Source organism: Corynebacterium sp. CCUG 51687 (genome assembly GCF_024453995.1).
Taxonomy (GTDB): domain Bacteria; phylum Actinomycetota; class Actinomycetes; order Mycobacteriales; family Mycobacteriaceae; genus Corynebacterium; species Corynebacterium pseudogenitalium.
Genome location: NZ_JAGPYT010000001.1, coordinates 63,252 through 89,103 on the forward strand (window position 1 = coordinate 63,252; position 25,852 = coordinate 89,103).

Annotated in this window: 23 protein-coding genes; 14 read left to right on the forward strand and 9 right to left on the reverse strand. The window is 59.2% G+C overall.

The window, feature by feature from the left end; translation table 11 throughout:
* Positions 1-2: 2 nt before the first annotated feature.
* The 4 genes from KBX13_RS00295 to KBX13_RS00310 all read left to right on the forward strand — a co-directional run bounded on the left by KBX13_RS00295 (position 3) and on the right by KBX13_RS00310 (position 6,923).
* Positions 3-716: an ABC transporter ATP-binding protein gene (locus KBX13_RS00295; protein ID WP_070478973.1), complete on the forward strand. Its 714-nt coding sequence runs from the start codon at positions 3-5 to the stop codon at positions 714-716.
* Positions 713-1,993, forward strand: coding sequence for an ABC transporter permease (locus KBX13_RS00300; RefSeq protein WP_070362232.1), 1,281 nt, complete (start codon positions 713-715; stop codon positions 1,991-1,993). The genes KBX13_RS00295 and KBX13_RS00300 overlap by 4 nt, the downstream gene beginning before the upstream one ends.
* Positions 1,994-2,049: 56 nt before the next feature.
* A complete protein-coding gene (gene dnaE, locus KBX13_RS00305; RefSeq protein WP_256020233.1) occupies positions 2,050-5,613 on the forward strand; it encodes a DNA polymerase III subunit alpha in 3,564 nt (1,187 codons plus the stop codon).
* A gap of 101 nt (positions 5,614-5,714) precedes the next feature.
* Positions 5,715-6,923 (forward strand): cobalamin-independent methionine synthase II family protein, encoded by a 1,209-nt coding sequence (locus KBX13_RS00310; RefSeq protein WP_256020234.1) that lies wholly within the window; start codon positions 5,715-5,717, stop codon positions 6,921-6,923.
* Positions 6,924-7,002: 79 nt separating this feature from the next.
* Here KBX13_RS00310 and KBX13_RS00315 read toward each other — a convergent pair whose 3' ends face one another.
* Both KBX13_RS00315 and KBX13_RS00320 read right to left on the reverse strand, forming a co-directional pair.
* Positions 7,003-7,377, reverse strand: a complete 375-nt coding sequence (locus tag KBX13_RS00315; RefSeq protein WP_070362235.1) for a hypothetical protein — start codon at positions 7,375-7,377, stop codon at positions 7,003-7,005.
* A gap of 36 nt (positions 7,378-7,413) precedes the next feature.
* Entirely contained in the window at positions 7,414-7,872 is a 459-nt protein-coding gene (locus KBX13_RS00320) for a hypothetical protein (protein WP_070362236.1), read from the reverse strand.
* Positions 7,873-8,066: 194 nt separating this feature from the next.
* Here KBX13_RS00320 and ilvA point away from each other — a divergent pair, with 194 nt between their 5' ends.
* A complete protein-coding gene (ilvA, locus tag KBX13_RS00325; protein WP_256020236.1) occupies positions 8,067-9,356 on the forward strand; it encodes a threonine ammonia-lyase IlvA in 1,290 nt (429 codons plus the stop codon).
* Here the strand turns inward: ilvA and treZ are convergent.
* On the reverse strand, positions 9,340-11,124 hold the full coding sequence (gene treZ / locus KBX13_RS00330) for a malto-oligosyltrehalose trehalohydrolase (protein ID WP_256020238.1): 1,785 nt from the start codon (positions 11,122-11,124) through the stop codon (positions 9,340-9,342). The genes ilvA and treZ overlap by 17 nt on opposite strands.
* 57 nt (positions 11,125-11,181) lie before the next feature.
* Here treZ and KBX13_RS00335 point away from each other — a divergent pair, with 57 nt between their 5' ends.
* From KBX13_RS00335 to KBX13_RS00345, 3 genes are read left to right on the forward strand one after another with little or no spacing between them, the layout of a single operon-like run.
* Complete coding sequence (locus KBX13_RS00335) at positions 11,182-11,826, forward strand: YigZ family protein (RefSeq protein WP_252930766.1); 645 nt, start codon at positions 11,182-11,184, stop codon at positions 11,824-11,826.
* Between the two features lie 10 nt (positions 11,827-11,836).
* Positions 11,837-12,070, forward strand: coding sequence for a hypothetical protein (locus tag KBX13_RS00340; protein WP_070362240.1), 234 nt, complete (start codon positions 11,837-11,839; stop codon positions 12,068-12,070).
* 9 nt (positions 12,071-12,079) lie between these two features.
* Positions 12,080-12,466 carry an RNA-binding S4 domain-containing protein gene (locus tag KBX13_RS00345; protein WP_071572478.1) on the forward strand — a complete coding sequence of 129 codons (387 nt, stop codon included), beginning with the start codon at positions 12,080-12,082 and terminating at the stop codon, positions 12,464-12,466.
* Here KBX13_RS00345 and KBX13_RS00350 read toward each other — a convergent pair.
* The 6 genes from KBX13_RS00350 to KBX13_RS00375 form a co-directional block, all read right to left on the reverse strand.
* A complete protein-coding gene (locus tag KBX13_RS00350; protein ID WP_070362242.1) occupies positions 12,463-13,500 on the reverse strand; it encodes a GTP pyrophosphokinase family protein in 1,038 nt (345 codons plus the stop codon). The genes KBX13_RS00345 and KBX13_RS00350 overlap by 4 nt on opposite strands.
* A 25-nt stretch (positions 13,501-13,525) precedes the next feature.
* Positions 13,526-16,033 carry a malto-oligosyltrehalose synthase gene (treY, locus tag KBX13_RS00355; protein ID WP_256020240.1) on the reverse strand — a complete coding sequence of 836 codons (2,508 nt, stop codon included), beginning with the start codon at positions 16,031-16,033 and terminating at the stop codon, positions 13,526-13,528.
* A gap of 47 nt (positions 16,034-16,080) precedes the next feature.
* Positions 16,081-16,494 carry a hypothetical protein gene (locus KBX13_RS00360; protein WP_252930768.1) on the reverse strand — a complete coding sequence of 138 codons (414 nt, stop codon included), beginning with the start codon at positions 16,492-16,494 and terminating at the stop codon, positions 16,081-16,083.
* Positions 16,495-16,721: 227 nt separating this feature from the next.
* Positions 16,722-18,125 (reverse strand): exonuclease domain-containing protein, encoded by a 1,404-nt coding sequence (locus tag KBX13_RS00365; protein WP_070976602.1) that lies wholly within the window; start codon positions 18,123-18,125, stop codon positions 16,722-16,724.
* Between the two features lie 93 nt (positions 18,126-18,218).
* On the reverse strand, positions 18,219-20,402 hold the full coding sequence (gene glgX, locus KBX13_RS00370) for a glycogen debranching protein GlgX (RefSeq protein ID WP_070976605.1): 2,184 nt from the start codon (positions 20,400-20,402) through the stop codon (positions 18,219-18,221).
* 63 nt (positions 20,403-20,465) lie between these two features.
* The gene (locus tag KBX13_RS00375; RefSeq protein ID WP_256020242.1) at positions 20,466-21,059 is read right to left on the reverse strand and encodes a TetR family transcriptional regulator; all 594 of its coding nucleotides are present in this window, start codon (positions 21,057-21,059) and stop codon (positions 20,466-20,468) included.
* Positions 21,060-21,229: 170 nt separating this feature from the next.
* On the opposite strand from KBX13_RS00375, the gene KBX13_RS00380 reads away from it, so the two are divergent.
* The 6 genes from KBX13_RS00380 to KBX13_RS00405 all read left to right on the forward strand — a co-directional run bounded on the left by KBX13_RS00380 (position 21,230) and on the right by KBX13_RS00405 (position 25,791).
* Entirely contained in the window at positions 21,230-21,919 is a 690-nt protein-coding gene (locus KBX13_RS00380; RefSeq protein WP_070362246.1) for a hypothetical protein, read from the forward strand.
* Positions 21,910-22,443 carry a hypothetical protein gene (locus KBX13_RS00385; RefSeq protein WP_256020244.1) on the forward strand — a complete coding sequence of 178 codons (534 nt, stop codon included), beginning with the start codon at positions 21,910-21,912 and terminating at the stop codon, positions 22,441-22,443. Before KBX13_RS00380 ends, KBX13_RS00385 begins: the two co-directional genes overlap by 10 nt.
* Positions 22,444-22,575: 132 nt before the next feature.
* On the forward strand, positions 22,576-23,889 hold the full coding sequence (gene hisD / locus KBX13_RS00390; protein WP_070478832.1) for a histidinol dehydrogenase: 1,314 nt from the start codon (positions 22,576-22,578) through the stop codon (positions 23,887-23,889).
* Between the two features lie 2 nt (positions 23,890-23,891).
* On the forward strand, positions 23,892-25,022 hold the full coding sequence (locus tag KBX13_RS00395) for a histidinol-phosphate transaminase (protein ID WP_256020246.1): 1,131 nt from the start codon (positions 23,892-23,894) through the stop codon (positions 25,020-25,022).
* Positions 25,012-25,614 carry an imidazoleglycerol-phosphate dehydratase HisB gene (gene hisB, locus KBX13_RS00400; RefSeq protein WP_070478835.1) on the forward strand — a complete coding sequence of 201 codons (603 nt, stop codon included), beginning with the start codon at positions 25,012-25,014 and terminating at the stop codon, positions 25,612-25,614. Before KBX13_RS00395 ends, hisB begins: the two co-directional genes overlap by 11 nt.
* The gene (locus KBX13_RS00405) at positions 25,615-25,791 is read left to right on the forward strand and encodes a hypothetical protein (RefSeq protein ID WP_168156151.1); all 177 of its coding nucleotides are present in this window, start codon (positions 25,615-25,617) and stop codon (positions 25,789-25,791) included. It abuts the gene before it with no gap.
* The last annotated feature ends 61 nt before the right edge of the window (positions 25,792-25,852 follow it).

Genomic DNA, 25,852 nt, shown 5'->3' on the forward strand with positions numbered 1-25,852 from the left:
CGATGTCGAAGAGCGGTCTGCTCATTGACATGCGCAGGATCGTCAAGACGTACAACGTCGGAGAGCCCAGCGAGCTGACCGTGCTGCATGGCATCGACTTCCATGCAGAGCAGGGCGAATTTGTCTCTATCGTCGGCCCGTCGGGTTGCGGCAAGTCGACGCTGATGAACCTGGTTGGCATGCTCGACCGGCCGACAGACGGCGCGTACGCGTTCAACGGCGAGCCGGTGTACGCCAAGTCGGACAACGAGCTGGCCGCGTATCGTAGCCAGAACATCGGCTTTATCTTCCAGAACTTTAACCTGATCGGTCGAATCGACGCGTTGCAAAATGTGGCGATGCCAATGATGTATGCGGGCGTCGATAAGAAAGAGCGCGAGGAGCGCGCCGCTGAACTTTTGAACATGATGGGCATGGGCGACCGCTTGCACCATAACCCGAACGAACTGTCGGGTGGGCAGAAGCAGCGCGTGGCAATTGCTCGCAGTCTTGCCAACGACCCTGACCTGTTACTCGCCGACGAGCCCACAGGCGCGCTTGACTCCAAGACGGGCCGCATGGTGATGGACCTCTTCCATGAGCTGCACGACGACCTTGGTAAAGCCATCGTCTTCATTACGCACAACCCTGAGTTGGCAGAAGAAACCGGCCGCATTGTAGAGATGATGGACGGGCGCATCGCGCAGGTTCGCGCCCCACTGGGGGCGAGGCCATGAACGTAGGAGAGTCAATCAAGCTTGCCTCCTCGTCGCTTCGGAAGAACAAGCTTCGCTCGTTGCTGACGCTGCTGGGCATCATTATCGGCATTATGGCAGTGGTCATTATTATGACGCTGGGGCGTGGTCTGGAGCGCCAGGTGATGTCGGGGCTTGAAGGCGTCGGCACTACGACGCACCCGGTGATGGTGCATGAGCGTCCCGATGACGCGGATGCATCCGAGGATCCCTTCGCGGCGTTTTCTTACGCGCCACCATCCGATGAGCGCAACGCAGTCACTCCCGAGCAGCTCGATGAGCTGCGTCAGGCATTTGGGGACCGTATCCAGGGCGTGGACATCGATGTTTCCACGAGTGGGGAAGTGGTCTCCGATGACACAACTGTGTCCACGAACGTCAAGCCGGTCCTTGCAGACTCGATGAAGGTGCGAAACATCGAAGTGCAGTTCGGCCGCGAGATTTCCCAGGATGACATCGATGGGCACCGGCCGCTCGCAGTCGTGAGCCCCTCGCTTATCGACGCCCTCTTCGACGGCAACGCCCAAGCCAGTTTGGGCAAGCGCATCGATGTGGTTGTAGACGACCAGCCGGCAGTGTTCACTATCGTGGGCGTGCTCGATGGCGAGGAAGATTCCCGAGGCGGCGGAATGTTTGGTGCCGCAGAACAGTTTGCGGACATCTATATCCCGCTCACCGCTGCAGATCGCGTTGGGCTTGACAGCGACTGGTTCACGTCATTTTCGGTGCAATCGGCGCCGGATGAAGACGCGAAGACCTTCCAGGCCGACCTGCAACACTACATGGACCGTTGGTACGCCAATAACGAGGATTACACCATTGAGGTGGTGGATCTTTCCTCGAGCTTGGAAGAGCTGACGAGCGTATTCCGCATCATGTCGACGGTGCTTTCCGCGATCGGCGGTATCTCTTTGCTGGTCGGTGGTATCGGTGTGATGAACATCATGCTGATCACCGTCACTGAGCGCACGCGGGAGATCGGTGTGCGCAAGGCGTTGGGAGCCAAGCAAAGCGATATCCGTACACAGTTCATCGTCGAGGCGATGCTGGTGTGCCTGATTGGCGGCATCATCGGTGTAATTCTGGGCGGGGCGATTGGCATGATCGCGACGGCCGCATTCGATGCCTTTACTTGGCCGCCGCTCGGCGCAATTGTGCTGGCGCTCGGGTTTTCGCTGGCAACCGGTATTTTCTTCGGTGCCTATCCGGCCGCGAAGGCTGCAAAGATGCAGCCTATTGATGCTTTGCGTTACGAATAAGTTCGCTGGTTGCTGGCTCTTTTGGCCGTGTCCGAAGTCTGGATAAGATGAAGCGCATGGCCAAAAAATCTTCCTTCGTCCACCTGCATAACCACACCGAGTTTTCGATGCTCGACGGCATGGCGAAAGTCGACATGCTTGCGGAGGAGGTCGTGCGCCAGGGCATGCCCGCAGTGGGCATGACTGACCACGGTAATATGTTCGGCTCGAACGCGTTTTACCGCCAGATGGAGGACGCGGGGGTGAAGCCGATCATTGGCATCGAGGCCTACTTGGCGCCGGAGTCGCGCCTGAATAAGAAGCGCGTGCTGTGGGGCACCCCTGACCAGAAGCGCGACGATGTGTCCGCCTCCGGTGCGTATCTGCACCAGACGATGCTGGCAGAAAACGCGACCGGCCTGCGCAATCTGTTCAAGCTCTCGTCGCTGGCTTCGTACGAGGGACAGCTGGGCAAGTGGCCGCGCATGGACGCGGAGCTTGTCGCCGAGCACGCCGACGGCATCATCGGCACCACGGGTTGCCCGTCGGGTGATGTGCAAACCCGTTTGCGTCTTGGCCAGTACCGTGAGGCCCTTGAGGCCGCGGCGATGTGGCAGGACATCTACGGGCGCGATAACTACTTCCTCGAGCTCATGGACCACGGTCTGGATATTGAGCAGCGCGTACGCAATGACTTGCTGCGCATCGGCAAGGAGCTCGACCTTCCGCCACTGGTGACGAACGACTGTCACTACGTCCTGGAGTCCCAGGCGCCGGCGCACGAGGCCATGTTGTGTGTGCAGACCGGCAAGACGCTGATGGACCCGGACCGCTTTAAGTTCGACGGCACCGGCTACTACATCAAGTCAGCTGAGCAGATGCGCGACCTGTGGGACTCTACGGTGCCTGACGCCTGCGATAACACCCTGTGGATTGCGGAGCGTGTCGGTGACTACAGCGAGCTGTGGGAGGAACATCCGCACGACCGGATGCCGGTGGCTGACGTGCCGGAAGGGGAGACCCCAACAACGTGGCTGCGCAAGGAAGTGATGCGTGGTTTGCAGGCGCGCTTCGAGGGCAGGGAGGTGCCGGAGGAATACATCGAGCGCGCGAACTACGAGATCGACGTCATCGATATGAAGGGCTACCCGTCCTACTTCCTCATCGTTGCCGAGCTGATCAAGCATGCGCGCGAGGTCGGCATTCGCGTCGGGCCGGGCCGTGGCTCCGCGGCGGGTGCGCTTGTGGCGTACGCGCTGACCATCACGAACATTGACCCGATGGAGCATGGCCTGCTCTTCGAGAGGTTCTTGAACCCGGAGAGGCCGTCGGCACCTGATATTGATATCGACTTCGACGACCGCCGACGCGGGGAAATGATCACGTACGCTGCAGAGCGCTGGGGCGAGGACAAGATCGCGCAGGTGATTACCTTCGGCACGATTAAGACGAAGCAGGCTATTAAGGACTCGGCCAAGGTGAACTTCGGCCAGCCCGGCTTCCAGATGGCGGACCGTATTAACGCGGCGCTGCCTCCTGCGATCATGGCGAAGGACATTCCGCTGGCAGGTATTACGGATCCGGAACACCCGCGGTACAACGAGGCGACCGAGGTGCGCTCCATGATTGAGACTGACCCGGATGTAGCCCGCATCTACGAGACTGCGCGTGGCCTTGAAGGTACTGTGCGCCAGGCAGGCGTGCACGCTTGTGCCGTGATTATGGCGTCGGTGCCTTTGATGGACCACATCCCGATGTGGAAGCGGCCTGCCGACGGTGCGATCATTACTGGTTGGGACTACCCAGCGTGTGAGGCCATCGGCTTGCTGAAGATGGACTTCCTTGGCCTGCGAAACCTCACCGTGCTTGGCGACGCACTGGAAAACGTGAAGAAGAACCGCGGCGAGACCATCGACCTTGAGTCGTTGAGTACTGATGACCCGAAGGTATACGAGTTGCTCTCTCGCGGCGATACGCTTGGCGTGTTCCAGCTGGACTCGGGTGGCATGCAAGAGCTGCTCAAGCGCATGGGCCCGACTGGTTTTAAGGACATCGTCGCCTCGCTTGCACTGTATCGCCCAGGCCCGATGGGCATGAACGCCCACTGGGACTACGCGGACCGTAAGAACGGCCGCAAGCCGATTACGGCCATCCACCCGGAACTTGAGGAGCCACTGAAGGACATCCTGGACGAAACCTACGGTTTGATCGTGTACCAGGAGCAGATCATGGAGATCTCCCGAAAGGTTGCGAACTACACCGCTGGTGAGGCAGACGGCTTCCGTAAGGCCATGGGTAAGAAGAAGCCAGAGGTGCTGGCGCAGCAGTACGAGAAGTTCTGGTCGGGGATGCAAGACAACGGCTATTCCAAGAGCGCGATGGACGCACTGTGGCAGATCATTGAGCCGTTCGCCTCGTACGCGTTTAACAAGTCTCACGCGGCGGGCTACGCGCTGGTGTCCTACTGGACGGCGTACATGAAGGCGAACTACACCGCTGAGTACATGGCGGCGTTGTTGACCTCGGTGGGCGATAAGAAGGACAAGTCGGCGATCTACCTTTCCGACTGCCGCCACCTTGGCATTTCCGTGCTCCAGCCAGATATTAATGCTTCCGAAGAGAACTTCATGGCTGTTGGCGAGGACGTTCGATACGGCCTCGCGGCGGTGCGTAATGTCGGCGTCGAAGTTGTTGAGTCGATTAAGGAGACGCGCCGGACGAAGGGCGAGTTCACGAGCTTCTCTGACTACCTCGACAAGATTGACCTACTGCCATGTAATAAGCGAATTACTGAATCTCTAATTAAGGCCGGTGCGTTTGACTCGCTTGGGCACCCGCGCAAGGGATTGATGCTCATCCAGGAGGATGCCGTCGATTCTGTGCTTACCACGAAGAAGGCTGCTGACAAGGGGCAGTTCGACCTGTTCGCCTCCTTCGGAGGTGACGACGCAGTTGCTGCTGACAACGCGTTTGCGCTGCAGATCCCGGATGAGGAGTGGGACAAGAAACACAAACTTGCTCTCGAGCGTGAGATGCTGGGCTTGTATGTCTCGGGCCACCCACTTGACGGCTTCGAGGAAGCAATTGACGCACAGACCGATACTCAGTTAACGACGATCCTCTCCGGCGAATTGCGAAACGGCGCCGAGGTAACGATTGGCGGTCTGATCTCTTCGGTCGATCGGCGTTTCTCGAAGAAGGACGGTTCCCCTTGGGCGATCGTCACGATTGAGGATCACCACGGCGCCTCCGTTGACGTGTTGCTGTTTAACAAGGTGTATTCGCTGGTTGCGCCACAAATTGTGGAAGACAATATCATCCTTGTGAAGGCGCACGTCTCGATCCGTGACGAACGCATGAGCCTGTTCGGCGACGACGTCAAAACGCCGGAGCTCGGGCCTGGCAACGGTGCTGGGCTGCCACTGCGTCTCACGCTTCGCACCGAGCAGTGCACTGTGGATAATATCCAGCGTTTGAAGGGCGTGCTGCAGAACAACCCGGGCGACTCGGATGTGTACCTGAACCTTGTACATGGCGACGAGACGCAAATGATGGTGTTAGGCGACCATCTGCGGGTGGAGCGTTCGGCGAGCTTAATGGGCGATCTGAAGGCGACGATGGGGGTTGGGATCCTCGGCTAGTGGAGGGGAGTGAATATATTCCCCGGTGTGAAAATCAGCTTGGCTACACTCTGTCGTTGGAATCAATACCAGCTAAGAGGCGAATGAGTGGAGCATAATATATGTCCGAGCACAAGATTTTGACAACACACGTTGGGTCCCTGCCGCGCACCCCTGAGCTGCTCGAAGCGAACCAACTTCGTTCGGAGCAGCAAATCAACGACGAGGACTTCAAGGAGATCCTTGAGCGCGCGATCGACGAGGTTGTGCAGCGCCAGGTTGACCTGGGCATCGACATCATCAACGAGGGTGAGTACGGTCACATCACCTCTGGCGCGGTCGACTACGGTGCTTGGTGGAACTACTCTTTCTCTCGTCTTGGTGGACTGACCATGACCGACGAGGACCGCTGGGCCTCGCAGGAGATCAAGCGTTCCACGCCTGGAAACATTGAGTTGACCAGCTTCGCTGATCGCCGAGACCGCGCACTCTTTTCCGAGGCGTACTCCGACCCGCACTCCGGCATTTTCACTGGCCGTGCGAAGGTTGGTAACCCGAAGTTCACGGGTCCGATTACCTACATTGGCCAGCAGGAAGTTGAGACGGACGTTGCACTGCTGAAGCGCTCCATGGATCGCGCCGGTGCCACGCAGGGGTTTGTCGCAGCGCTTTCGCCAGGCTCCGCCGCCCGTCTGAAGAATGAGTATTACAACACCGACGAAGAAGTCGTACAGGCGTGTGCTGCTGCGATGGCACACGAGTACAAGGCAATTACCGACGCCGGTTTGACCGTGCAGCTCGACGCACCTGACCTTGCGGAATCCTGGGATCAGATTAACCCCGAGCCGACCCTGGAAGACTACCGTGCGTGGCTGCGTATTCGTATCGACGCCATCAATGAGTCCATCCGCGACTTGCCGAAGGAACTGACTCGCCTGCACATTTGCTGGGGTTCGTGGCACGGCCCGCACGTTACCGACGTACCGTTCGGTGACATTATCGAGGAGATCCTGCGGGCAGAGGTTGGCGGCTTTTCCTTCGAGGGGGCATCGCCGCGTCACGCGCATGAGTGGCGCGTTTGGCAGGACCACGCGTTGCCAGAGGGCAGCGTTATTTATCCGGGCGTTATTTCGCACAGCACGAACGCTGTCGAGCACCCACAGTTGGTTGCGGATAGGATCGTTCAGTTCGCTGAGGTCGTCGGCCCAGAAAACGTTATCGCTTCGGCAGACTGTGGCTTGGGTGGGCGCCTGAACCACCAGATCGCCTGGGCGAAGCTGGAATCACTGGTGAAGGGCGCAGAGATCGCGACGCGCCATCTGTTTGGCTAATCGCAGTAGCCAAATGAGCTAAGGCCGGTGCCCACTCTGTGAAAGGAGGGCACCGGCCTTAGCGTTGTGTGCTACGCAGCTACTTAAGCATGGACTTCAGCTTGTCCTGCGCTCCAGGGATCGCCTTGATCGCCGCGGTGATCATCTGAATCAGCCCGACGAAGAGTGCGATGCCAGCCGAGATATAGCTGAAAATCTCGCGAGTTTCATCGGTCATGATGCCTTTGTTGATCGCTTCGGAGCTTGGGCCTTCAGCTTTTCGTGGCTCCGTGGTCTTTGGTACTGGCGAAGCGGTAACCGTCACGGTCACAGCAGGTGCTGTTTCTGTGGCAGTAACACGTGATTGCGTGGTCGGCGTGTCTTGCTTCTCTTGTGCCATCAGTGGGCTTGCCGTGAGGCATGCTCCGCCGAGTGCGGTAGTGATTGCAAGCGCGACCAGTGAGCGTGTATTCACGTTCAACTCCCTGTTTGTCTGAAGTAGCGGTGAAGCTTAGAACACCTTCGGCACGTGGACGTGTCCGAGACCCAGGTGGAACTGCGCGTTTGCCATGTCGATGAGCTTGTTGAGGCCAGTCGGGTCGGACAGGACGATCAAGCCGGTGGTCAGGACCGCAGCGAGGATACCTGCGAAAGCGCCGAGGGCGTGGCCCTTGGAGCTGCCGGACGTCTTCGTGTTGTTGTTGGTGCCAGGATTCGTGTTGTTGTCGCCTGGTTTCTCGGTCTCGCCTGACTTTTCGGTCTCGCCTGGCTTCTCCTCGTCCTTCTTGTCGGACTCCTTGCCGGTATCAGGGGTTTCCTGGGTGTTCTGATCCTTGGTGTCACCAGGGGTCTGCTCGGCGGTTGGAGCCGTGGTGTCCTTCGCTGGGGCGTTCTCCTCTGCGAACGCAGGGGCGACGGTCAACGAGATTGCGGTTGCGGCGGCAACGGCAACGGTGGAAATGCGCTTCATGAAATCTCCTGAAGTTGTTTGAAAGGATAGGAATTCGAGGCGAAACCACAGCAATGTCAATGAAATGCCACGGTCTCCACGAATTGTTGCTAGAAAATCTAGCAGATAATTGACGCTTTTAATAGTTAGAACGCCTGGACTGGCTACGGCAAAGTATCACCTAGACGTGGTGCAGCGGTATACACTTTGCTGTTATGAGTGAACAGGAACAGCCAGCTTTCCACGCGGTACACGCCGCAGACGTTCAAGCAGCGCAGTCGAAGATTTCTGCGGTGATTGAGCCGACACCGTTGCAGTACTGCCCCCGTTTGTCGCAGCAGTACGGTGCCGAGATTTTCCTCAAGCGGGAAGATTTGCAAGACGTTCGTTCCTACAAGATTCGCGGTGCGTATTACAGCATCTCACGGCTCAGTGACGAGGCGCGTGCAGCCGGCGTCGTTGCGGCGTCAGCGGGCAACCACGCTCAGGGTGTGGCCTACGCATGTCGGGCGTTGGGGATCCATGGCAAGATTTTTGTGCCGAAGCCAACGCCGAAGCAGAAGCGAGACCGAATCCTGGTGCACGGTGGCGAAAACATCGAGTTGGTCGTCGTGGGGGATACGTTTGACGCCGCTGCGGAGGCCGCCCGCAAGGACGCTGCTGAGCGCGGTGCAACCATGGTTGAGCCTTTTGACGCCCGTGATACCGTCATCGGGCAGGGGACAGTTGCGGCGGAGATCGTGTCGCAGTTGTCAGTTATGGGCCGCGAGCTGGACACCATCTTCGTGCCAGTCGGCGGGGGAGGCTTGCTGGCTGGCGTGCTTTCCTACGTGTCCGACATGGTGCCTGGCACTGCGGTCGTAGGCGTTGAGCCCGAGGGTGCACCGTCGCTTGAGGCCGCCCTGGAGGCTGGTCACCCTGTGACGCTCAACGAAATTGAGTCCTTCGTGGATGGCGCGGCTGTGAAGCGCACCGGCGATTTCCCGTTCGCTGTTATTGAGGAAAACCTTGCTCGCACGCACCTGCTGCGTTGCAAAGAAGGCGCGGTGTGCACGTCGATGCTGGAGCTGTACCAAAACGAGGGCATCATCGCGGAGCCTGCGGGCGCGCTGTCTGTGGCGGCACTATCGCAGATGAAGCTGCAGCCGGGCAGCACGGTGGTGTGCATCATCTCTGGTGGCAACAACGACGTGTTGCGCTACGCAGAGGTCATGGAGCGTTCGCTTGTGCACCGCGGACTGAAGCACTACTTTTTGGTGAACTTCCCTCAGGAGCCAGGGCAGCTGCGCACGTTCCTTACCGACATCCTCGGCCCCAACGATGACATCGCGCTGTTCGAATATTTGAAGAAGAACAACAAGGAAACCGGCGCCGCGCTCGTCGGCCTGGAGCTGTCTTGCGCGAGTGATCTTGAGCCGTTGCTTGAGCGGATGGAGGCGTCGGTCATTGATTGCCGACGCCTCCTCCCAGGCACACCAGAGTATGACTTTATTGTGTCGGCATAACCAGGGCGAATGCCCACGGTTCTAAGCGGGTTTCGTCGGCGGAGACCTCGGCGCCACCGAAGGTGTACAGCAGGGTTCCGCCCACTGGGGCGACGGTGCCCTCCGACCCAAAGTTTGCCACCAGCACTGCCTGGTCACCCATGGTTAGCCACGCGTCGTCTGCGCCCTGGGCTGGGCCGTGATCTACGGTCAGCTGGCGGAGGTCGTCGCGCGCCATCGGGTACTGCTTGCGCAGCTCGATGAGTTTCTTGTACGCGCTGAGGATCTCGAGCTGCTCCTCGTCGAAGTTCCAGTCGAGCTTCGCGGAGGTAAACGTTTCCTCCGCGGCAGGATCCGGGACGGTTGAGGAGTCCCACCCCATGCGGGCGAACTCGTTCATGCGCCCCTGGCGGGTCATTTCCAGGAGCTGTGGATCGCTGTGCGAGACAAAGAATGGGAACGGCGTGCGTGCACCGAACTCTTCGCCCATGAAAAGCATCGGGCTGAATGGAGATAAGAGTACGACGGCCGCCTTGAGGACCTGCTTGCGCGCACTGAGATACTGCGACGGGCGGTCACCCTTCGCACGGTTTCCGGTCTGGTCGTGGTCGGTGGTGTAGGTGACCATCTGCCACGGTGCGACGCGGTCAAGGTCGAGCGCCTTGCCGTGGGTACGCTGGCGGTACACGGAGTAGTCCTCGCGGAAGCGGTAACCGTTGCGCAGTGTATCCGCCAGGATTTCGAGCGTGCCATAGTCGGCGTAGTACCCGGCACGCTCGCCGGTGACCAGCGTGTGGATCCCGTGGTGGACGTCGTCAAGCCAGTGTGCGTCGAGCCCGTAGCCGCCGCGCTCCGGGGACTCGAGGAGCCGTGGGTTGTTTTGCTCCGATTCGGCGATGATGGTGCGGGGGATGCCGGTGGAAGCTTCAACTTCGTTGGCGACGTTCTTGATTTCCTCCATGATGGAGAAGGCCAGGCGATCGTCGTAGGTCTGCACCGCGTCGAGTCTCAGGCCATCGACGTGGAACTCGTCGAGCCATTGGAGCACGGCGTCGAGTACATATGCGCGGACCTCATCCGAGTGGGCACCGGACAGGTTGATCACGTCACCCCAGTCGGTGTGCCCTGCGGTTGTGTACGGACCGAAGTTGCCGTTGTAGTTACCTTCGGGGCCGAAGTGGTTGTACACCACGTCGAGGATGACGGCGATACCGCGGGCGTGAGCAGCGTCGATAAGGGTCTTGAGGCCCTCGGGGCCGCCGTACGATTCCTGCACGGCGAACCAGTCCACGCCGTCGTAGCCCCAGTTGCGGGCACCCGCGAAGGGCTGCACCGGCAGCAACTCGATGGAGTTGACGCCAAGTTCGGCAAGGTAATCAAGCTTTTCGACGGCTCCCTCGAACGTCCCCTGTGGCGTGAAGGTGCCCACGTGGAGCTCGTAGAGGACTTGGTCGCGAAGTGCGATGCCTTCCCACGAATCATCCGTCCAATCGAACGTGCTGCTGGTCACCTCTGATGGTCCGTGGACGCCCTCGGGCTGGAAGCGTGATCGCGGGTCGGGAAGAGGCTGTGACCACTCGCCGTTGCGCAGTAGTGAAAAGCTGTAGCGCGCTCCCACCTCAGGATTTGCGACTTCGCGTGGAACCACCCACCAGTCCCGGCGGGCATCGTCGCGCTGCATCTCGAGCGTGCGGGGCCCTTCGCTGTCGTGGAGGTGCAGGCGCGCGGCGCGCGCGTTCGGAGCCCACACCCCAAATTGTTCGGGCATCGGAGTTTGCTTGCTAGACATACCACCAACTGTATGGAAGTACCATAACCGTCGCAATGGATTTAGAGTGGAAGCACTATGCGCACATCGTACGAACTGCCTGCCGCCGGTGACATCACCACCCACGAAATCGAGATCAAACGATCCCGATTCATCACTTGGATCGGCCGCACCCAGTGTGAAGCCGAGGCACGGTCCCTGATCCAGCAGGCCCGTGAGACTTACCCGGATGCACGTCACCATTGCTCCGCATATATCCTGCACGTCGACGACGCCCTGCCCGTCGAGCGCTCATCTGACGATGGTGAGCCCTCCGGCACCGCAGGCAAACCGATGCTCGATATGTTGCACGGTTCAGGGATGCTCGACCTCACTGCGGTGGTCATCCGGTACTTCGGCGGTATCAAGCTGGGCGCCGGTGGGTTGGTCCACGCCTACTCGGATTCCGTTGGCCAGACGCTTCCACTGGTACCGCGGGTGCTGCGTAGTACAAAGGAACTCGTGCGCGTCGATCTGCCGCACGCGGAGGCAGGTCGCATCGAGGCCGAGCTGCGCAACGCAGGCTTTGACATTGTCAACGTCGAGTACGGTGCCGCCGCCACGTACACGCTGGCGCACGACCCCGGACAACGCGAAGCACTCGACGCGCAACTCGCAGCGAGCACCCAGGGCCGCGCGGAGGCAGAAGAAGCAGGTCGCCAATGGATTGAATCTGCACGCTAAACTGTGTGCCATGACTATGCAGCCTCGTCCATCGAATCCGATTGAATCCCGCAAGCAGGCGGTACGCCGTTACTCTAAGAACGCAGTCGTGTGGGCCGGCGGTGGCCTCGGCGCTGGTGTAGCGCTCGGCCTGATTGCCGGTTCGTGGCAACTGTTTATCGTGTGCCTTGTCATTGGCGTGGTTGGCGGCTATATCAACTGGAGCAAGGTGCAAAAGATCGTAAACCATCACGACAACTACTAAACAAGCACGATGACTAGCCCAAATACCACCGCGACGAGGATCGACGTCTGGCTCTGGGCTGTCCGCATCTTTAAGACGCGCTCGTTGTCCGCAGAGGCGGTTCGCGCCGGACATGCCAAGCTCAATGGCAAAGCAGTCAAGCCCTCAGCACAGGTCGTGCCAGGGGATCGGCTCAAGGTGTGGAAGGACCATCGCTACCTTGACCTGGAAGTCACCCAGACGCTGCAGAAGCGCGCCGGAGCGAAAATCGCCACGACCTGCTATGTAGACCACTCCCCACCTCCTGTGACATCGGAGGTGTTTGGTGCGCTGCCCGTACGGGATCGTGGGGCAGGTCGGCCGACGAAGAAAGAGCGCAGGCAGCTCGACCGCCTGCGGGGGCGCAACAGCTTCTAGGCGTTCTCGCCCGAGTTTGTTTGCGGGGCGCCGCCCTCACGGAGTTGGGTGAGCCTGCGTGTAAGTTTGCGTTTGCGTAGTAATGGCCGGTTTCCGCTTTCCCACGTGCGGTTGATGTGCTCCTGCCCGTACTTGTTCAGCAGGAGGTCGTCGACAAGCCTGACTTGGCCTGGGGTGAACCGCGTCTGCAGCGTGTTCTGCACGGCTTCGATGTCTGCCGGGTTCGCTAACTCCGCGAGAGCAGAGACTGTCTCGATGCCGTCGGCGCTGAGTAGCTCGTGCAAGAATCTGTAATCATCAACGCGGGACAGGGGAAACGACGCCCCAAGGATCACGGTGAGCACGCCGGGGAGCGTCTCTGGTGCCAATGCCGCTGCGGTATCGGGAGCGCTCGGGCTCTGTTTTTGCGGGTTGGACAGCTCTGCGATTTGGTCGAACTGCTGATCCGCAAGTTCGATAAGCCCGGCTGCGAGCGTGAACGCGCGATCAATTTGTGGGTCCAGCTCGCCGTGAGAGCGCTTGTAGCGCACATCGTGCTCGAACTCCGCCCACGCGTGCTGTAGCACCGTCCGTACTTGCACCTCGAAGACTTGCCCGCGGTAGTGTTCGAGCTCCTCGTTATGCTCACCTACCTGGAGCACCAGGTGGTGCGAGCCGTATCCGAACGTGCCCGACACCCTCGTCTCCTGCGCCTTGTCCACGCTACGAAGCACGTCGAACTGATCCGCAAGCAAGCGAAGCACTGCTGGTATTTCGGTGGAATGCATCACGGTGATACGGGCCCCGATGAGGTCACGGATGTCGTTCCACGGGTCCGGGTACACAATCTTTCCACCACGACGCTTCTTAGCTTTCTCTTTCAGCGAAGGCCAGCTTTTGATACGCACATCGACGCGGTCAAAGTTGATACCGGCGTCGATCATAAGCTCGTGGAGCGCATGACGAAACTCCTCGGCAACCCCTTCGTGTTGCCGTAGCCACGCGAAGTAGGTGTTGCCGAGTTGCGCGATTGTGTCATTGTGCTTCGTGTTCATCGGCACAACAGTGTACCCACCGTTGCTATTCGACGGCCTCTCGACGCTCCAACAGCGCAGTAGGAAGGTACTCGAGCAGGACTCCGACCGGGACTGTGCCGTGAAACTCTCTACCGGTGAACCGCTCGAACCAGGAGCCCTGCGGCAACGTCAGTGTGGTGTCCTCCCAGCCACCCCGGCGCGCAAGTTCAAGGGGCTTTCGGGTTGCAACCGCAATCACACCAATCTCGGCCGTATCCCGGTGCTCACGAGCGAATCCGACAAAGTGCTGCTGGGATGGGCCGACCGCAAACACCGCGCGGTGCTTCCCCTCGGTAAACAAGGTCGGCGTGGTCTTTCGTGCCGTAAGGCATTCACGGATAACCAGCTGCTTGGCGGCGTCAACAGACTCGGATAGGCCGGGCCAGGACCGGCCCGGCGAACCGTCTTGCTCGCAGCCCAAGAAGTCACCCAGATTGAACTGCGGTTGCTGCCGTGCATCGAGATACCGGTGCAGCGTTTGCGTGCGTGCGGTGTAGTCGATGAAGCTTCGGTTATCTGGGTCGACAAGCGTCGTTTCGAAGAACTCCATGCCCTGGTAGGTATCAGGAATGCCAGCGCCGGCAAGCTGGAGAACTTTACGCCCCAGCGTTACTGCGACCGCCCCCTCATGGATGGTTGACACGAAGTCCGTGATCAGTGACGTTGCAGGCCCCGCCAGCACTGCGTTTACCCAATCGAGCACCTGCTGCTCATACGCCTCATCAGCGTCGAACCAGCTCGTATGCAGCGCTGCCTCACGCACTGCTTTGATCGCGTAATCATGCAGCCGCTGCGAAAGCGACTCCGTAACAATCCCATCCGCAGGCCAAACCCCCACGATATTCTGCAGTAAGAAATGCGCCGTGGCGTGGTCTGGCGGAGGCAACAGCGCTGTCGTCGTGTTCACTAACTCCGCAAACGCGTTTGGTACTTCGGCGATCTCCAGCATCCGCGCGCGCGTATCCTCGGAACGCTTCGTGTCGTGGGTGCTTAACGTCGTCATCGTCTGCGGCCACAGCTCAGCACGCTCTTGCTGTAGCAGGTGAAACTCCGCCGCGCCCACTCCGAAGCGGCCAGGAGCGCCGCCTACTTCCTGCAGCGCCACCAACCGGTTCGCCCTATAGAACAACGTGTCTTCGACCCCCTTCGCCATGACCGCACCACACACCTGCGCAAAGCGGGTGCTTGCCTCACCTTCAGCGAGCAGGGCAGCCGCGATGAGGTCGAGGGCGTCGCGCCGGGAAGGGAAGCGTTGTGCCATATCGGCCACCACGGTGGCCGTGATCCTCGACAGTGATCGGTAATCGGCGCGGTAGACGGGGATGGCTGCGACTAATGCAATGACGGTGTCAACGAGGATTTCGTCAGAGACGGCGGAGCCGGCCGTCGAAAAGTTATCGCGCCGAATAGCGCGCGTGAGACGGCGAACCTCCGCCTGAAGCTCGTGCGTTGCCACCTCACGCTTGAGCTGTAGCGCCGCGGCATCAAGCGCCGCCTGATCCCACGTGGAGCCCGATTGGCGCAGTGCGAGCATACTGAGTGTATCCTCGGCCGTCTGGTTGACGAAGATGCCGTCGAGCTCGCGAAGCGCGTCGTAGCCAGTTGTGCCGTTGACGCGCAGGCGTGGGTCGAGCGGCTCGTCGGCCTCCAAGATCTTCTCGACGACCAGCCAGCGATCGGGACCAACAACATCACGAAGCCGTGACAAGTACCCGAAAGGATCCGTGAGTCCATCCGGGTGGTCGACGCGGACGCCGTCAATCAGATCCTCAGCCACAAGCTGGCGGATGATCGCATGCGTGTGTTCAAAGACCGCGGGGTCCTCTTGTCGGATGCCCGCAAGCCCGTTGACAGAGAAGAATCGGCGATAAGAAATGATGCCGTCGCGCCAAAACATCAGCTTGTAGGACTGACGCTCGTAGACCTCCTTCGGATCGTCGTCGAGGGAAGAGCAGGTGCCTGGCTTGAGTGGGAATACGTTGTCGTAGTAGGCCAGCACGATGCCGCTTTCGGGGTTGTCCTGATCTAAATAGCGCAGCGTGAGAGCATCTTCGTCGTGTTCCTTCCCGAAGATCGGCAGGCCGAGCTTCCCGCCCGCCCCGTTGTCAGCGTGCCAATCGATATCGAAGTAGCGCTCGTACTCAGAGTCGCGACCATGCTTGAGAACGTCCCACCACCAGCTATTGAGCTGCGGGGAAGCGACACCCAGGTGGTTCGGCACGATATCGATGATCACGCCAAGGTTGAGTTTTCTGGCTGCCTCCACGAAGCGCCGGAAGCCTGCTAGTCCACCCAGTTCCGGGTTGACCACAGTCGGGTCAGTGACGTCATAGTTGTGATTCGATGTCGGCAGTGCCTGCAAGATAGGAGAGAGGTACACATGGGAAATACCGAGTGACTCCAAATAGGGCAGACACTGCGCTGCCTGGTCGAAGCCGAACGCGCGACCCGACGGATCGGCTTGTGGGCCACGCTGCTGGAGACGGTAGGTTGATGTAATTGGGGCTTGCAATACGTCCTCCTTGAAGTTACCAGCCACCCTAGTAGCTCAAGACGCACTTAGCTGCGGACGCGAGAATCACAAGAGAGAGGGAAGCCAACCGAATAGCGCATGACGTGCTCCGGATTGGCGAACGCCAGAACTTCCTCCAAGGTGGCGTCGAAGACGAAGAGTTCTTGCTGATCGCGGGAATAGAACAGCAATTCGTTGTGCGGCATGAGTACGCGATCAACGTGAGCATAGAGCGTCGAGAAGAGTTGCGGGTGAGCGAGCCAAGACGCCGCATACCCAGCAGAGCTTTGCACCTGAACTCCCTTCGGTGCTCCGAACCCTAGCGAATTTTCCGCTGGCAGGTAGTCCAAGATCACTCGGCCCTCGAGAAGATCGGTGCTCAGCATGCGCGCAGCTGAGTTCCATGCCTGGTGGACCGTCAAGCCCATCGCGCCAATGGACTGGTGCGTCAGGCCCTCCACCGAATCTGAGTCAAAGACGCACACCAACCCGGGCGCCAAACTGATGTAAGCGGTCGAAGCCCCGAAACCTGGCGTGAGCCACGCACGCGAAGAACTCGACGTGACTTCACAACGTCGGGCCAGACGGGGGAAAATGGGTACAAGCATTGAAGGGGCGCACGGAGCGGGCATATGAGTAGTCATATGTACTTAGACCGTTCAAACCCGCCGATGGTTCCCAAAAAGTTTTAAAACGGTGGTTGCTCGTTCAATCCTAGGGCATCCAGTAATTGATCGGCCTTCCAGATTGCTATGTCTTGGCCCTGCTCAATAAGCTGCCGAGCCCGCTTTTCCTTCGAGGTCATTGACCCCCATTCGCCAACAACGAGGATGGTGGTCTTCTTCGTCACGTTCTTGCCCACCTGGCCGCCCTGAGCAGCAATGCCTTGCCACAGCGCACCCTTATCAAATGGAGAAAACTCACCGGTCAGCGTGACGTGCTGCCCAAACAATGGCGAGGAAGCATCAGCATCGAGCGCCGGTTCTGGCACCGTGTCCGGGGTTGCCACCGCTTGCCACGGAGCTGGCTTGCGACCCTTGCTCTGCTTCTGTGTGCTCTTTCTAGAGGGGCCCGCTTGGTTGCTTCCAGCAGGTGCAGGAACTGCAGCGGCAGCTGCCTGCATGCCTCCCTTGGCGATGCTTTCTGCTTGCAGTGCACGGCCCGCGCCGGATCGGTCCCTGAGCACTGGAGTCACCCGATGGGAATCGATCGAGCCCAAAGTGAAGCCTGCGTCATGGACAAACCCAACAAGTGAACCCTGGTAGTGCGCCCGACGGGCCAGGCCAACCATGATGCCCGCACAGGCTGCAGCATCCGCGCAGGCGTCGTGGTGCTGCTCCAGCGGCACGCCGAAGTGAGACGCCAAGGTGGGCAACTTGTGGTTCTCAACATCAAGGTCGCACGAGCGTGCCTGCGCCAACGAGCATGCGAAGAGCACCTGTGGCGCATCCATCCCGACTGCACCAGCAGCTTGAAACAGCGCAGTGCTATCAAAATGCGCATTGTGAGCCACAAGGGGGAGGGAACCAGCGAACTCGACAAGTTGCGCAATACAGTCAGCCACACTTGGTGCGTCTGCCACGTCCTCCCGACGAATCCTATGAATAGCGACGTTGTGGGGGTCAAACTCGGCCCACTGCTCCGGAGGCATACACAACCAAGAAACGCGGTCAGTTTCTACACCATCAATGACTTTCACTGCACCGATCTGACAGATAGAACCCCACCTCTGGTTGGCAGTTTCCACATCAAACGCAACGAAATCAAAGCCAGGCAAACCGCTTGAACCGCTTCGCTGCGCGTCCTGCGTCGGGGCGTCGCCACGCTGCGCAGCAGAAATAGCATCCTCGAGCTCGCGCATCGCAGCGCCCGCGCCAGGCGCAAAAACAACGTTTACAACGATGTCGCTACACGTGATACTGACGGTGCCCGTGCTCCAGTCATCGCCTTCGGTCAAGTCAACCTTTGTGATTGCCTCTATCGGAATGCGCGTGGGCTCGCTGGAGCCAGCCAGCGCCGCCTCCAAGGGGGTTGGGGTGACGACCAGCTCCGTATTCGAAACACTCAACGTCGCACGGCTAGCAGTAATCACAGCGTATGGCTCCAATCAAAAATCCGGTAGGCGGGTAGCACACATACTACTCACCCACCGGACATGAAACTGACGGCGGTCAAGCCCCTGGAGTTAGGCGTCCTCGCGAACCGGGGCACCTACCTGTTTCAGCACAACTGTGGACCGCGCCGGGACGACTGTGGTCTCCGAGGCGCCGATTGTCAGCGTGCTCGCCGGGTAGCCAAGTTGCTCAGTTGTATCGATGAGCACCTCCCAGCTTGATCCGAACTCCTGTGGCAGAAGCGTGAATTCGATGTCTTCGTAGTGGGCGTTGAACATCAGAATGAACGAATCATCTCGCACACGCTGACCGCGAGCATCCGGCTCCGCGATAGCGTCGCCGTTGAAGTACACCATCAAGGCCTTGCCGAAGGCGAAGTCCCAGTCGGACTGCGTCATGAGTTCGCCGGAAGGAACTAGCCAAGCAATCTCGCGGTCGACCACATCCGCGCCAAGCGCACCACCTTCCAAGAACCGACGCCTGCGGAAGACCGGGTGAGCCTTGCGGATCGCGATCAGGCGCTTTGTGAATTCGTGCAGCTGCTCGCTGTCGTCGAGCTGTGTCCAGTCCATCCACGCGATTTCATTGTCCTGGCAGTACACATTGTTGTTACCGCCCTGGGTGCGGGCAAGCTCGTCGCCGTGGGAGATCATCGGTGTGCCCTGGGAGAGCAGGAGCGTCGTCAAGAAGTTGCGACGCTGCTGCGCACGCAACTGATTCACCTCGGCATCATCCGTCGGGCCCTCGACGCCACAGTTCCAGGAGCGGTTGTGGCTTTCGCCGTCGCGGTTGTCCTCACCGTTGGCCTCGTTGTGCTTGTGGTTGTAGGAAACCAAGTCATTCAACGTGAAACCGTCGTGGGCCGTAATGAAGTTAATCGAGGCAGTAGGGCGACGTCCGTTGTGTTGGTACAAGTCAGAGGAGCCGGTCAGACGGGATGCGAACTCACCAAGCGTAGCGGGTTCACCGCGCCAGAAGTCGCGCATCGTGTCGCGGTACTTACCATTCCATTCGCTCCACAGCGCAGGGAAGTTGCCAACTTGGTAGCCTCCCTCACCGACATCCCATGGCTCGGCGATCAACTTGACCTGCGAGACTACCGGGTCCTGTTGGACCAGGTCGAAGAATGTTGCCAGACGATCGACGTCAGAGAACTCGCGTGCAAGGGTCGAAGCTAGATCGAAACGGAAACCATCGACGTGCATCTCAGTGACCCAGTAACGCAAAGAGTCCATGATGAGCTGCAGTGAGTGAGGGTCGCGCACATTGAATGAGTTTCCGGTGCCTGTGTAGTCCATGTAGTGGAACTTGTCGTTGTTCACCAGGCGGTAGTAGGCCTCATTGTCGATGCCGCGGAAAGCAATGGTGGGGCCGAGGTGGTTGCCTTCAGCAGTGTGGTTGTACACGACGTCAAGGATGACCTCCATGCCTGCCTCGTGGTACGCCCGCACCATGCCCTTGAACTCGGCGACGGCGTCGCTCGGCTGCGCAGTAGCTGCGTAGTTGTTCTCGGGTGCGAAGAATCCAAAGGTGTTGTAGCCCCAGTAGTTACGCAGCCCGAGATCACGCAGTCGGTCGTCCTGTAGGAACTGGTGGACCGGCAGGAGCTCGACAGACGTCACACCCAGATCCTTGAGATAATTGACCACTGCTGGGTGTGCCATGCCTGCGTAGGTGCCGCGGAGGTTTTCGGGTACGTCAGGGTGCGTCTGGGTCATGCCTTTGACGTGGCATTCGTAGATGACTGTTTCCTCATCTGGGATGCGTGGTGCACGGTCATCGCCCCAGTCAAAGAACGGGTTGATGACGACAGAAAGCATCGTATGGCCCAGCGAGTCTTCTTCGTTGCGGCCCGTTCCGCGGACCTCTGCATTGATGTCATAGGAAAACAGCGAAGAATGCTGTGAGAACTCGCCGTCGAAAGCGCGCGCGTAGGGGTCGACGAGCAACTTGTTCGCGTCGCAGCGCTTGCCGTTCGCTGGATCCCACGGACCATGGACGCGGTAGCCGTAGCGCTGTCCAGGTGTAATTCCTGGAAGGTAGGCGTGCCACACGTGGTTGTCTACCTCTTCAAGTTCGATGCGAGTTTCGGCGCCTTCGTCGTCGATAAGGCAAAGTTCAACCTTCTCCGCAACTCCTGAAAAGAGCGTGAAGTTTGTTCCGGCACCGTCATAGGTAGAACCTAGCGGGTATGGGGAACCAGGCCACACGACGATATCGTTCGCGGGCTTTGGGGAAGTAGAGCTTTGAATCATAAGGAATCACCATAGTGCACCCCCGGGGGTTCCCGCATTGCGAAACCCTCACCAGCCTGGCAATCAGCAGCCCGCTTGCAGCCCCCGAATGATGAGATCGACGGAAAATGCGAACGAGTCGTCCCTCTCAATGGTCTGTGATTGTGGCAATGTTTCGCTTGCATTCGTAGCCGCTACCAGCTGGGATTCAGTTTGCTGGACGAGGGCACTGCCAAGGATCAGGTGTAGGAGAGCATCGGCGGTTGCGCGGAGCTGAGGTGTCGACGCCCCTTCGACTTCCATAGCCAATGATGTGATGAAAAAGCGCTGGAGTTGGGAGTGTATCGGAGACTCCGGATTGCCTACCGCTGTGACCGTCACCTCAGCACCATCTCGAATGCTGAGCAGGCAGTTACGGAGCATTCTGGCTGCTTCACTCGTGGATGTGGCTGGTGAGGAGGAGGTTGTGAGGGGCGCAACGATGTGCTCTGCCAGGCGAGCCACAAGGTCCTGTTTGCTTGCCACATGCCAATACAGCGCTGACGGTGCGACGTCGAGCTCCTTGGCGATCCTGCGCATTGACACATCGGCTAAGCCATATGACCTGAGTAAATCCATCGCAGTGATCGTGATCTGATCCACGGACAGGTGCATGTGTGCCCATGTTACCTGTCTCATGGTGGAGAGGGGGTGGACGTTTACAACGAGTTCACAGAGAGTGTTCAGATACTTTGTACCGGAGCGTAATTGGGCCAGCAGAAACGAGTGGTTAAAATTGGCATCAACGATTTTTAACGTAACAGGCCGGGTACAACCGTTGTGCTGGTCGCTGTAAGGAGAGATACGTCGTGAGGATTTCCACCACTGGTTCCAAGGTTGCTGCAGCTGCCGTTGTTGCATTGGCAATGTCATTGACTGCGTGTGGCTCTGATGACGAGACCGCGGGCGGCGGACTGTCCACCGCTGCCAGCGCTCCGAATTCGGCGGCTTCTGAGAAAGATAAGGCCGAGAATTCGGCGAAGGAAGAGCCGAAGAAGGACGAAAAGGGCGAGAAGAAGTCCGACGACAAAAAGCAGACGGAGGCACAAGGGGAGCCCGGTGCGATCCCAACGATTGCGAATCCGTTTGAGGACGGAGAGTTCGCTGTTCCAACCTTCGAGCCAATCGAGGGCGGTAAAGAAGGCACCGAAGAGCAGCGCAAGGAAATGGAGGAAGTGGTTCGCAAGGTGACCAACCCGGAGTCCTTCGAAAAGTGGACGCGCGTCATCTTGGATAACTCCTGTAAGAAGATCACCGAACCCGCACTGGAAGAGATGGAGCGCCAAGGCGTTTCCCTCGAGGTGATTGAGCAGGCTGCCCGTATGCAGGAAGAGGCCGGTCAGGCGATTGAGATCCCGAAGACCGAAATTTCCCTGAGCGACGTCCGCGTTGATGGCAACCATGCTTCGGCGACAGTGAAGTCGAATAACTCCGAGGGCGAAAAGACCCAGACCCAGCTCTTCACGCACGAAGACGGTCGCTGGAAGCTGTGCAACTAGCACAGCAGCTCGACTCCAAGCCGCGCGCCACGATCCACGCTGGCGCCGGCCTGCTTTTCGTTGGGCTTGTCAGCGGTGTAATCGGTGGGGCAGCGTGGGCGTGGTTGCGTCCCCCGATAGTGACCGTTGTGTCGGATGGATCGTTCATGATCGATGAAACGGAAACGATCCAGAATGCGCAGTTTGCTGGACTCGGCTGGCTAGCGGTGGTGTTGTTGGTAGTCGGGTTGGTTGTCGGTGCTGCGGGTCGAGCGCGTCGAGGCGGGGGCCAGCTCGCATGGTTTGTCTGGCAGCTCATCGTTGCCGCGCTCGCCGGATACGTTGTATTGGCGGTTGGCGGAATGGTCTCGGGCTGGCTCACAGCTTTGCCTGAGCATGCAGACGGCTTCCAGGACGGTCAACGCTTCAGCGTGTTTCCGATAGTTGCCCCGGGAGTGGCGTTGTGCCTCGCTCCATTCGCCACAGGACTCGTCGCGTGGTCGAGGATGGTGATCCGCGCAGTCGACACCCCCGAAATAGTGTGAACTACCTTATTCCCTTGGTGAAAGCTCTGGGGTGACGCCTTTTTTGGCCTGAACAGCGTTTTCGCGCCTGTCGGAGAATACAATGGCTGCGGTACGTATTGTGCTCATTTGTTGAATCTGGGAGACACGAAAATGCTGAGAGTTACCGACCTCCGGGGGACAACCCCAACGACCGCCGAACTTCGCAGGGCACTGCCACGTGGTGGCGTTGATGTCCATGCCGTGCTTCCCGCAGTTACGCCGATCGTTGAAGAGGTTCGCGTAGGCGGTGCCGAAAAGGCACTCGAATACGGAGAGAAGTTCGACGGGATCCGTCCAGCATCCGTGCGGGTGCCGTCGGAGGTGATCAAAGAGGCCGTCGACAAGCTTGATCCTGCGCTGCGCTCCGCGCTTGAAGTCGCGATCGAGCGGATTCGCAAGGTACACGCTGAACAGAAGCCGCAGCCACACACTACGACGCTTGCGAATGGCGCAACTGTCACCGAGACATTTATTCCTGTTTCGCGCGTGGGACTTTATGTTCCAGGTGGAAAGGCGGTGTACCCCTCGAGCGTGCTCATGAACGTGATTCCTGCGCAGGAGGCGGGGACGGACAGCATGGTGGTCTGCACTCCTCCTCAGGAGGAGTTCGGCGGCTGGCCGCACCCAACGACGCTCGCCGCGTGCGCGCTGCTCGGCGTCGATGAAGTGTGGGCAGTCGGTGGAGCCCAGGCGATTGCATTGCTGGCGTACGGCGATGATGCCCACGGCCTGGAACCAGTTGATATGGTGACCGGACCGGGGAACATCTACGTTGCTGCCGCGAAGCGTGTAGTCAACGGCACGGTGGGCATTGACGCGGAGGCCGGCCCGAGCGAGATCGCGGTTATCGCCGATGATAGCGCGAATGCGGAATACGTGGCGCTCGATCTGATTTCGCAGGCAGAGCACGACGAGCAAGCAGCTAGTGTGCTTATCACCGACTCAGAGGCCCTGGCGCAGGAAGTCGGCCAACTCGTTGAGCAGCGCTCGAAGGAAACGCTCAACGCTGAGCGCGCCTCTACTGCGCTGGGCGGTAAGCAGTCCGGCATCATCCTGGTCGATGATATTGAGAAGGCTGTCGCAGTCGCAGACGTTTACGCAGCAGAGCACCTGGAGGTGCACACGCGCGATGCTCGCGCGGTTGCGGAGCGAGTTCGAAACGCGGGCGCAATTTTCGTCGGGCCATACTCACCGGTCCCACTCGGTGACTATGCGGCTGGCTCGAACCACGTCTTGCCGACATCCGGGACGGCGCGCTTCAACCCCGGCCTGTCCACCCTGACGTTCCTGAAGCCTGTCAATCTCATCGAGTACGACAAGGCAGCGTTGGCGGAAATTGCTGAGGACATCATGGTGCTGGCTGCGGAAGAGCAGCTTCCTGCACACGGTGAATCCATTAAGGCACGAGGAAACGGAGCTAAGTAAGTATGTTTACTGATCCCTCGACGATCGCGAAGGGCGTCACGCTCGAATCGCTACCACTTCGCGACGAGCTGCAAGGAAAGAACCCATACGGCGCCCCACAGTTGAAAGTGCCTGTCGCGCTGAACACCAACGAGAATCCGTACCCGCCCTCTGAGGCGTTGATTCAGGACCTGGTTGCCGAGGTTGAAGCTGCGGCACGGTCGCTCAACCGCTACCCAGAGCGCGACGCCGTGTTGCTTCGGGAAGACTTGGCCGCATACGTGTCGAAGCAGACGGGGGTCCAAGTCAGCAAAGACAATATTTGGGCCGCAAACGGTTCGAACGAGATTTTGCAGCAGCTGTTGCAAGCTTTCGGTGGCCCCGGACGCAGTGCCTTGGGGTTCGTGCCTAGCTACTCGATGCACCCAATCCTTGCGGCGGGCACGCAAACCGAGTTTATCCCGATTGATCGCAACGAATCTTTCGATATCGATGTGCAGCAGGCCGTGCAGGCCGTCGAAAAGCACGCGCCGGACGTCATCTTTATCACTACGCCGAACAATCCAACTGGCGGTGAGACTGCACTCGAAGACATCGAAAAGATTGTTCAGGCTGCACCTGGCATCGTGATTATTGACGAGGCGTACGCTGAGTTTTCGGATTCCCCGTCCGCAACGACGCTGCTAGCAACGTATCCAGAGAAGCTCGTTGTGTCGCGCACGATGTCGAAGGCGTTCGATTTCGCAGGCGCGCGCCTAGGGTACTTCGTTGCAGCACCGGCGTTTATCGACGCCGTCATGCTGGTTCGCTTGCCGTACCACCTCTCGGTGCTCTCCCAGGTCGCTGCACGCGTGGCGCTGAAGCACGCCGGGGACACGCTCGCGACGGTTGACAAGTTGGCGCAGGAGCGCGTGCGCGTGCAAGCAGCGCTGGAAGAGATGGGCTACAAGATTGTGCCGAGCTCGTCGAATTTCATCTTCTTCGGCCCGTTTGGCGATGCCACTTCGACCCATGCAGCGTGGCAGCAGTTCCTCGACTGTGGCGTACTCATTCGTGACGTTGGCGTCGCAGGTCACCTGCGAGTGACGGTTGGACTTGATAGCGAAAACGATGCCTTCCTAGAGGCAGCAAGAAAGGTACTTCATGGCGAATAGGGTAGGGACCGCACACAGGAAGACGTCTGAATCCGACATCACTGTGTCCATCGATCTCGACGGCACAGGCGTGACTGACATTGACACCGGATTGCCGTTTTTCGATCACATGCTCACCGCATTCGGAGCCCACGGTGCTTTCGACCTCACGGTGAAGGCGAAAGGCGACACGGAGATCGATGCCCACCACACGGTGGAAGACACCGCCATCACGCTCGGGTGGGCGCTACTGGATGCGATCGGGGACAAGCGTGGCATCCGCCGCTTTGGCTCGATGCTGTTGCCGATGGACGAAACGCTCGTTGAGGCAGTTGTAGATCTGTCTGGGCGTCCGTACTTTGTGATGAACGGTGAGCCGGAGCATATGGATTGGCAGGTCATCGGCGGACACTACGCCACGGTGATAAACCGTCATTTCTTTGAGACGCTTGCGTATAACTCCCGAATGACCTTGCACGTGAATGTGCGCTATGGTCGCGATCCGCACCACATTACGGAAGCCGAATTCAAGGCTGTGGCCCGCAGTTTGCGAGCTGCAGTGGATGCAGACCCAAAGATTACGGGTGTGCCGTCGACAAAGGGTGCGTTATAGGTGGGAGGCATTCCAGCAAGTATGGGGGTGCTTGGCCTCTTCGTGTTGGCGGGTGTGCTCGCAGGCGGAGTGTGGTCAACGTACCAGCGTGGATTGAGGGTGCCGACTGCAGTGTTAGCCTTGGCTACTGCGCTGGCGCTCGCATTCGCGATTATGGCAATGATGGAGGTTATGTAGTTTGAAGTTCTTCCCACCAACACCGCTTACTGTTGAGGAAATCAACTCGGTCTCGAGCGTT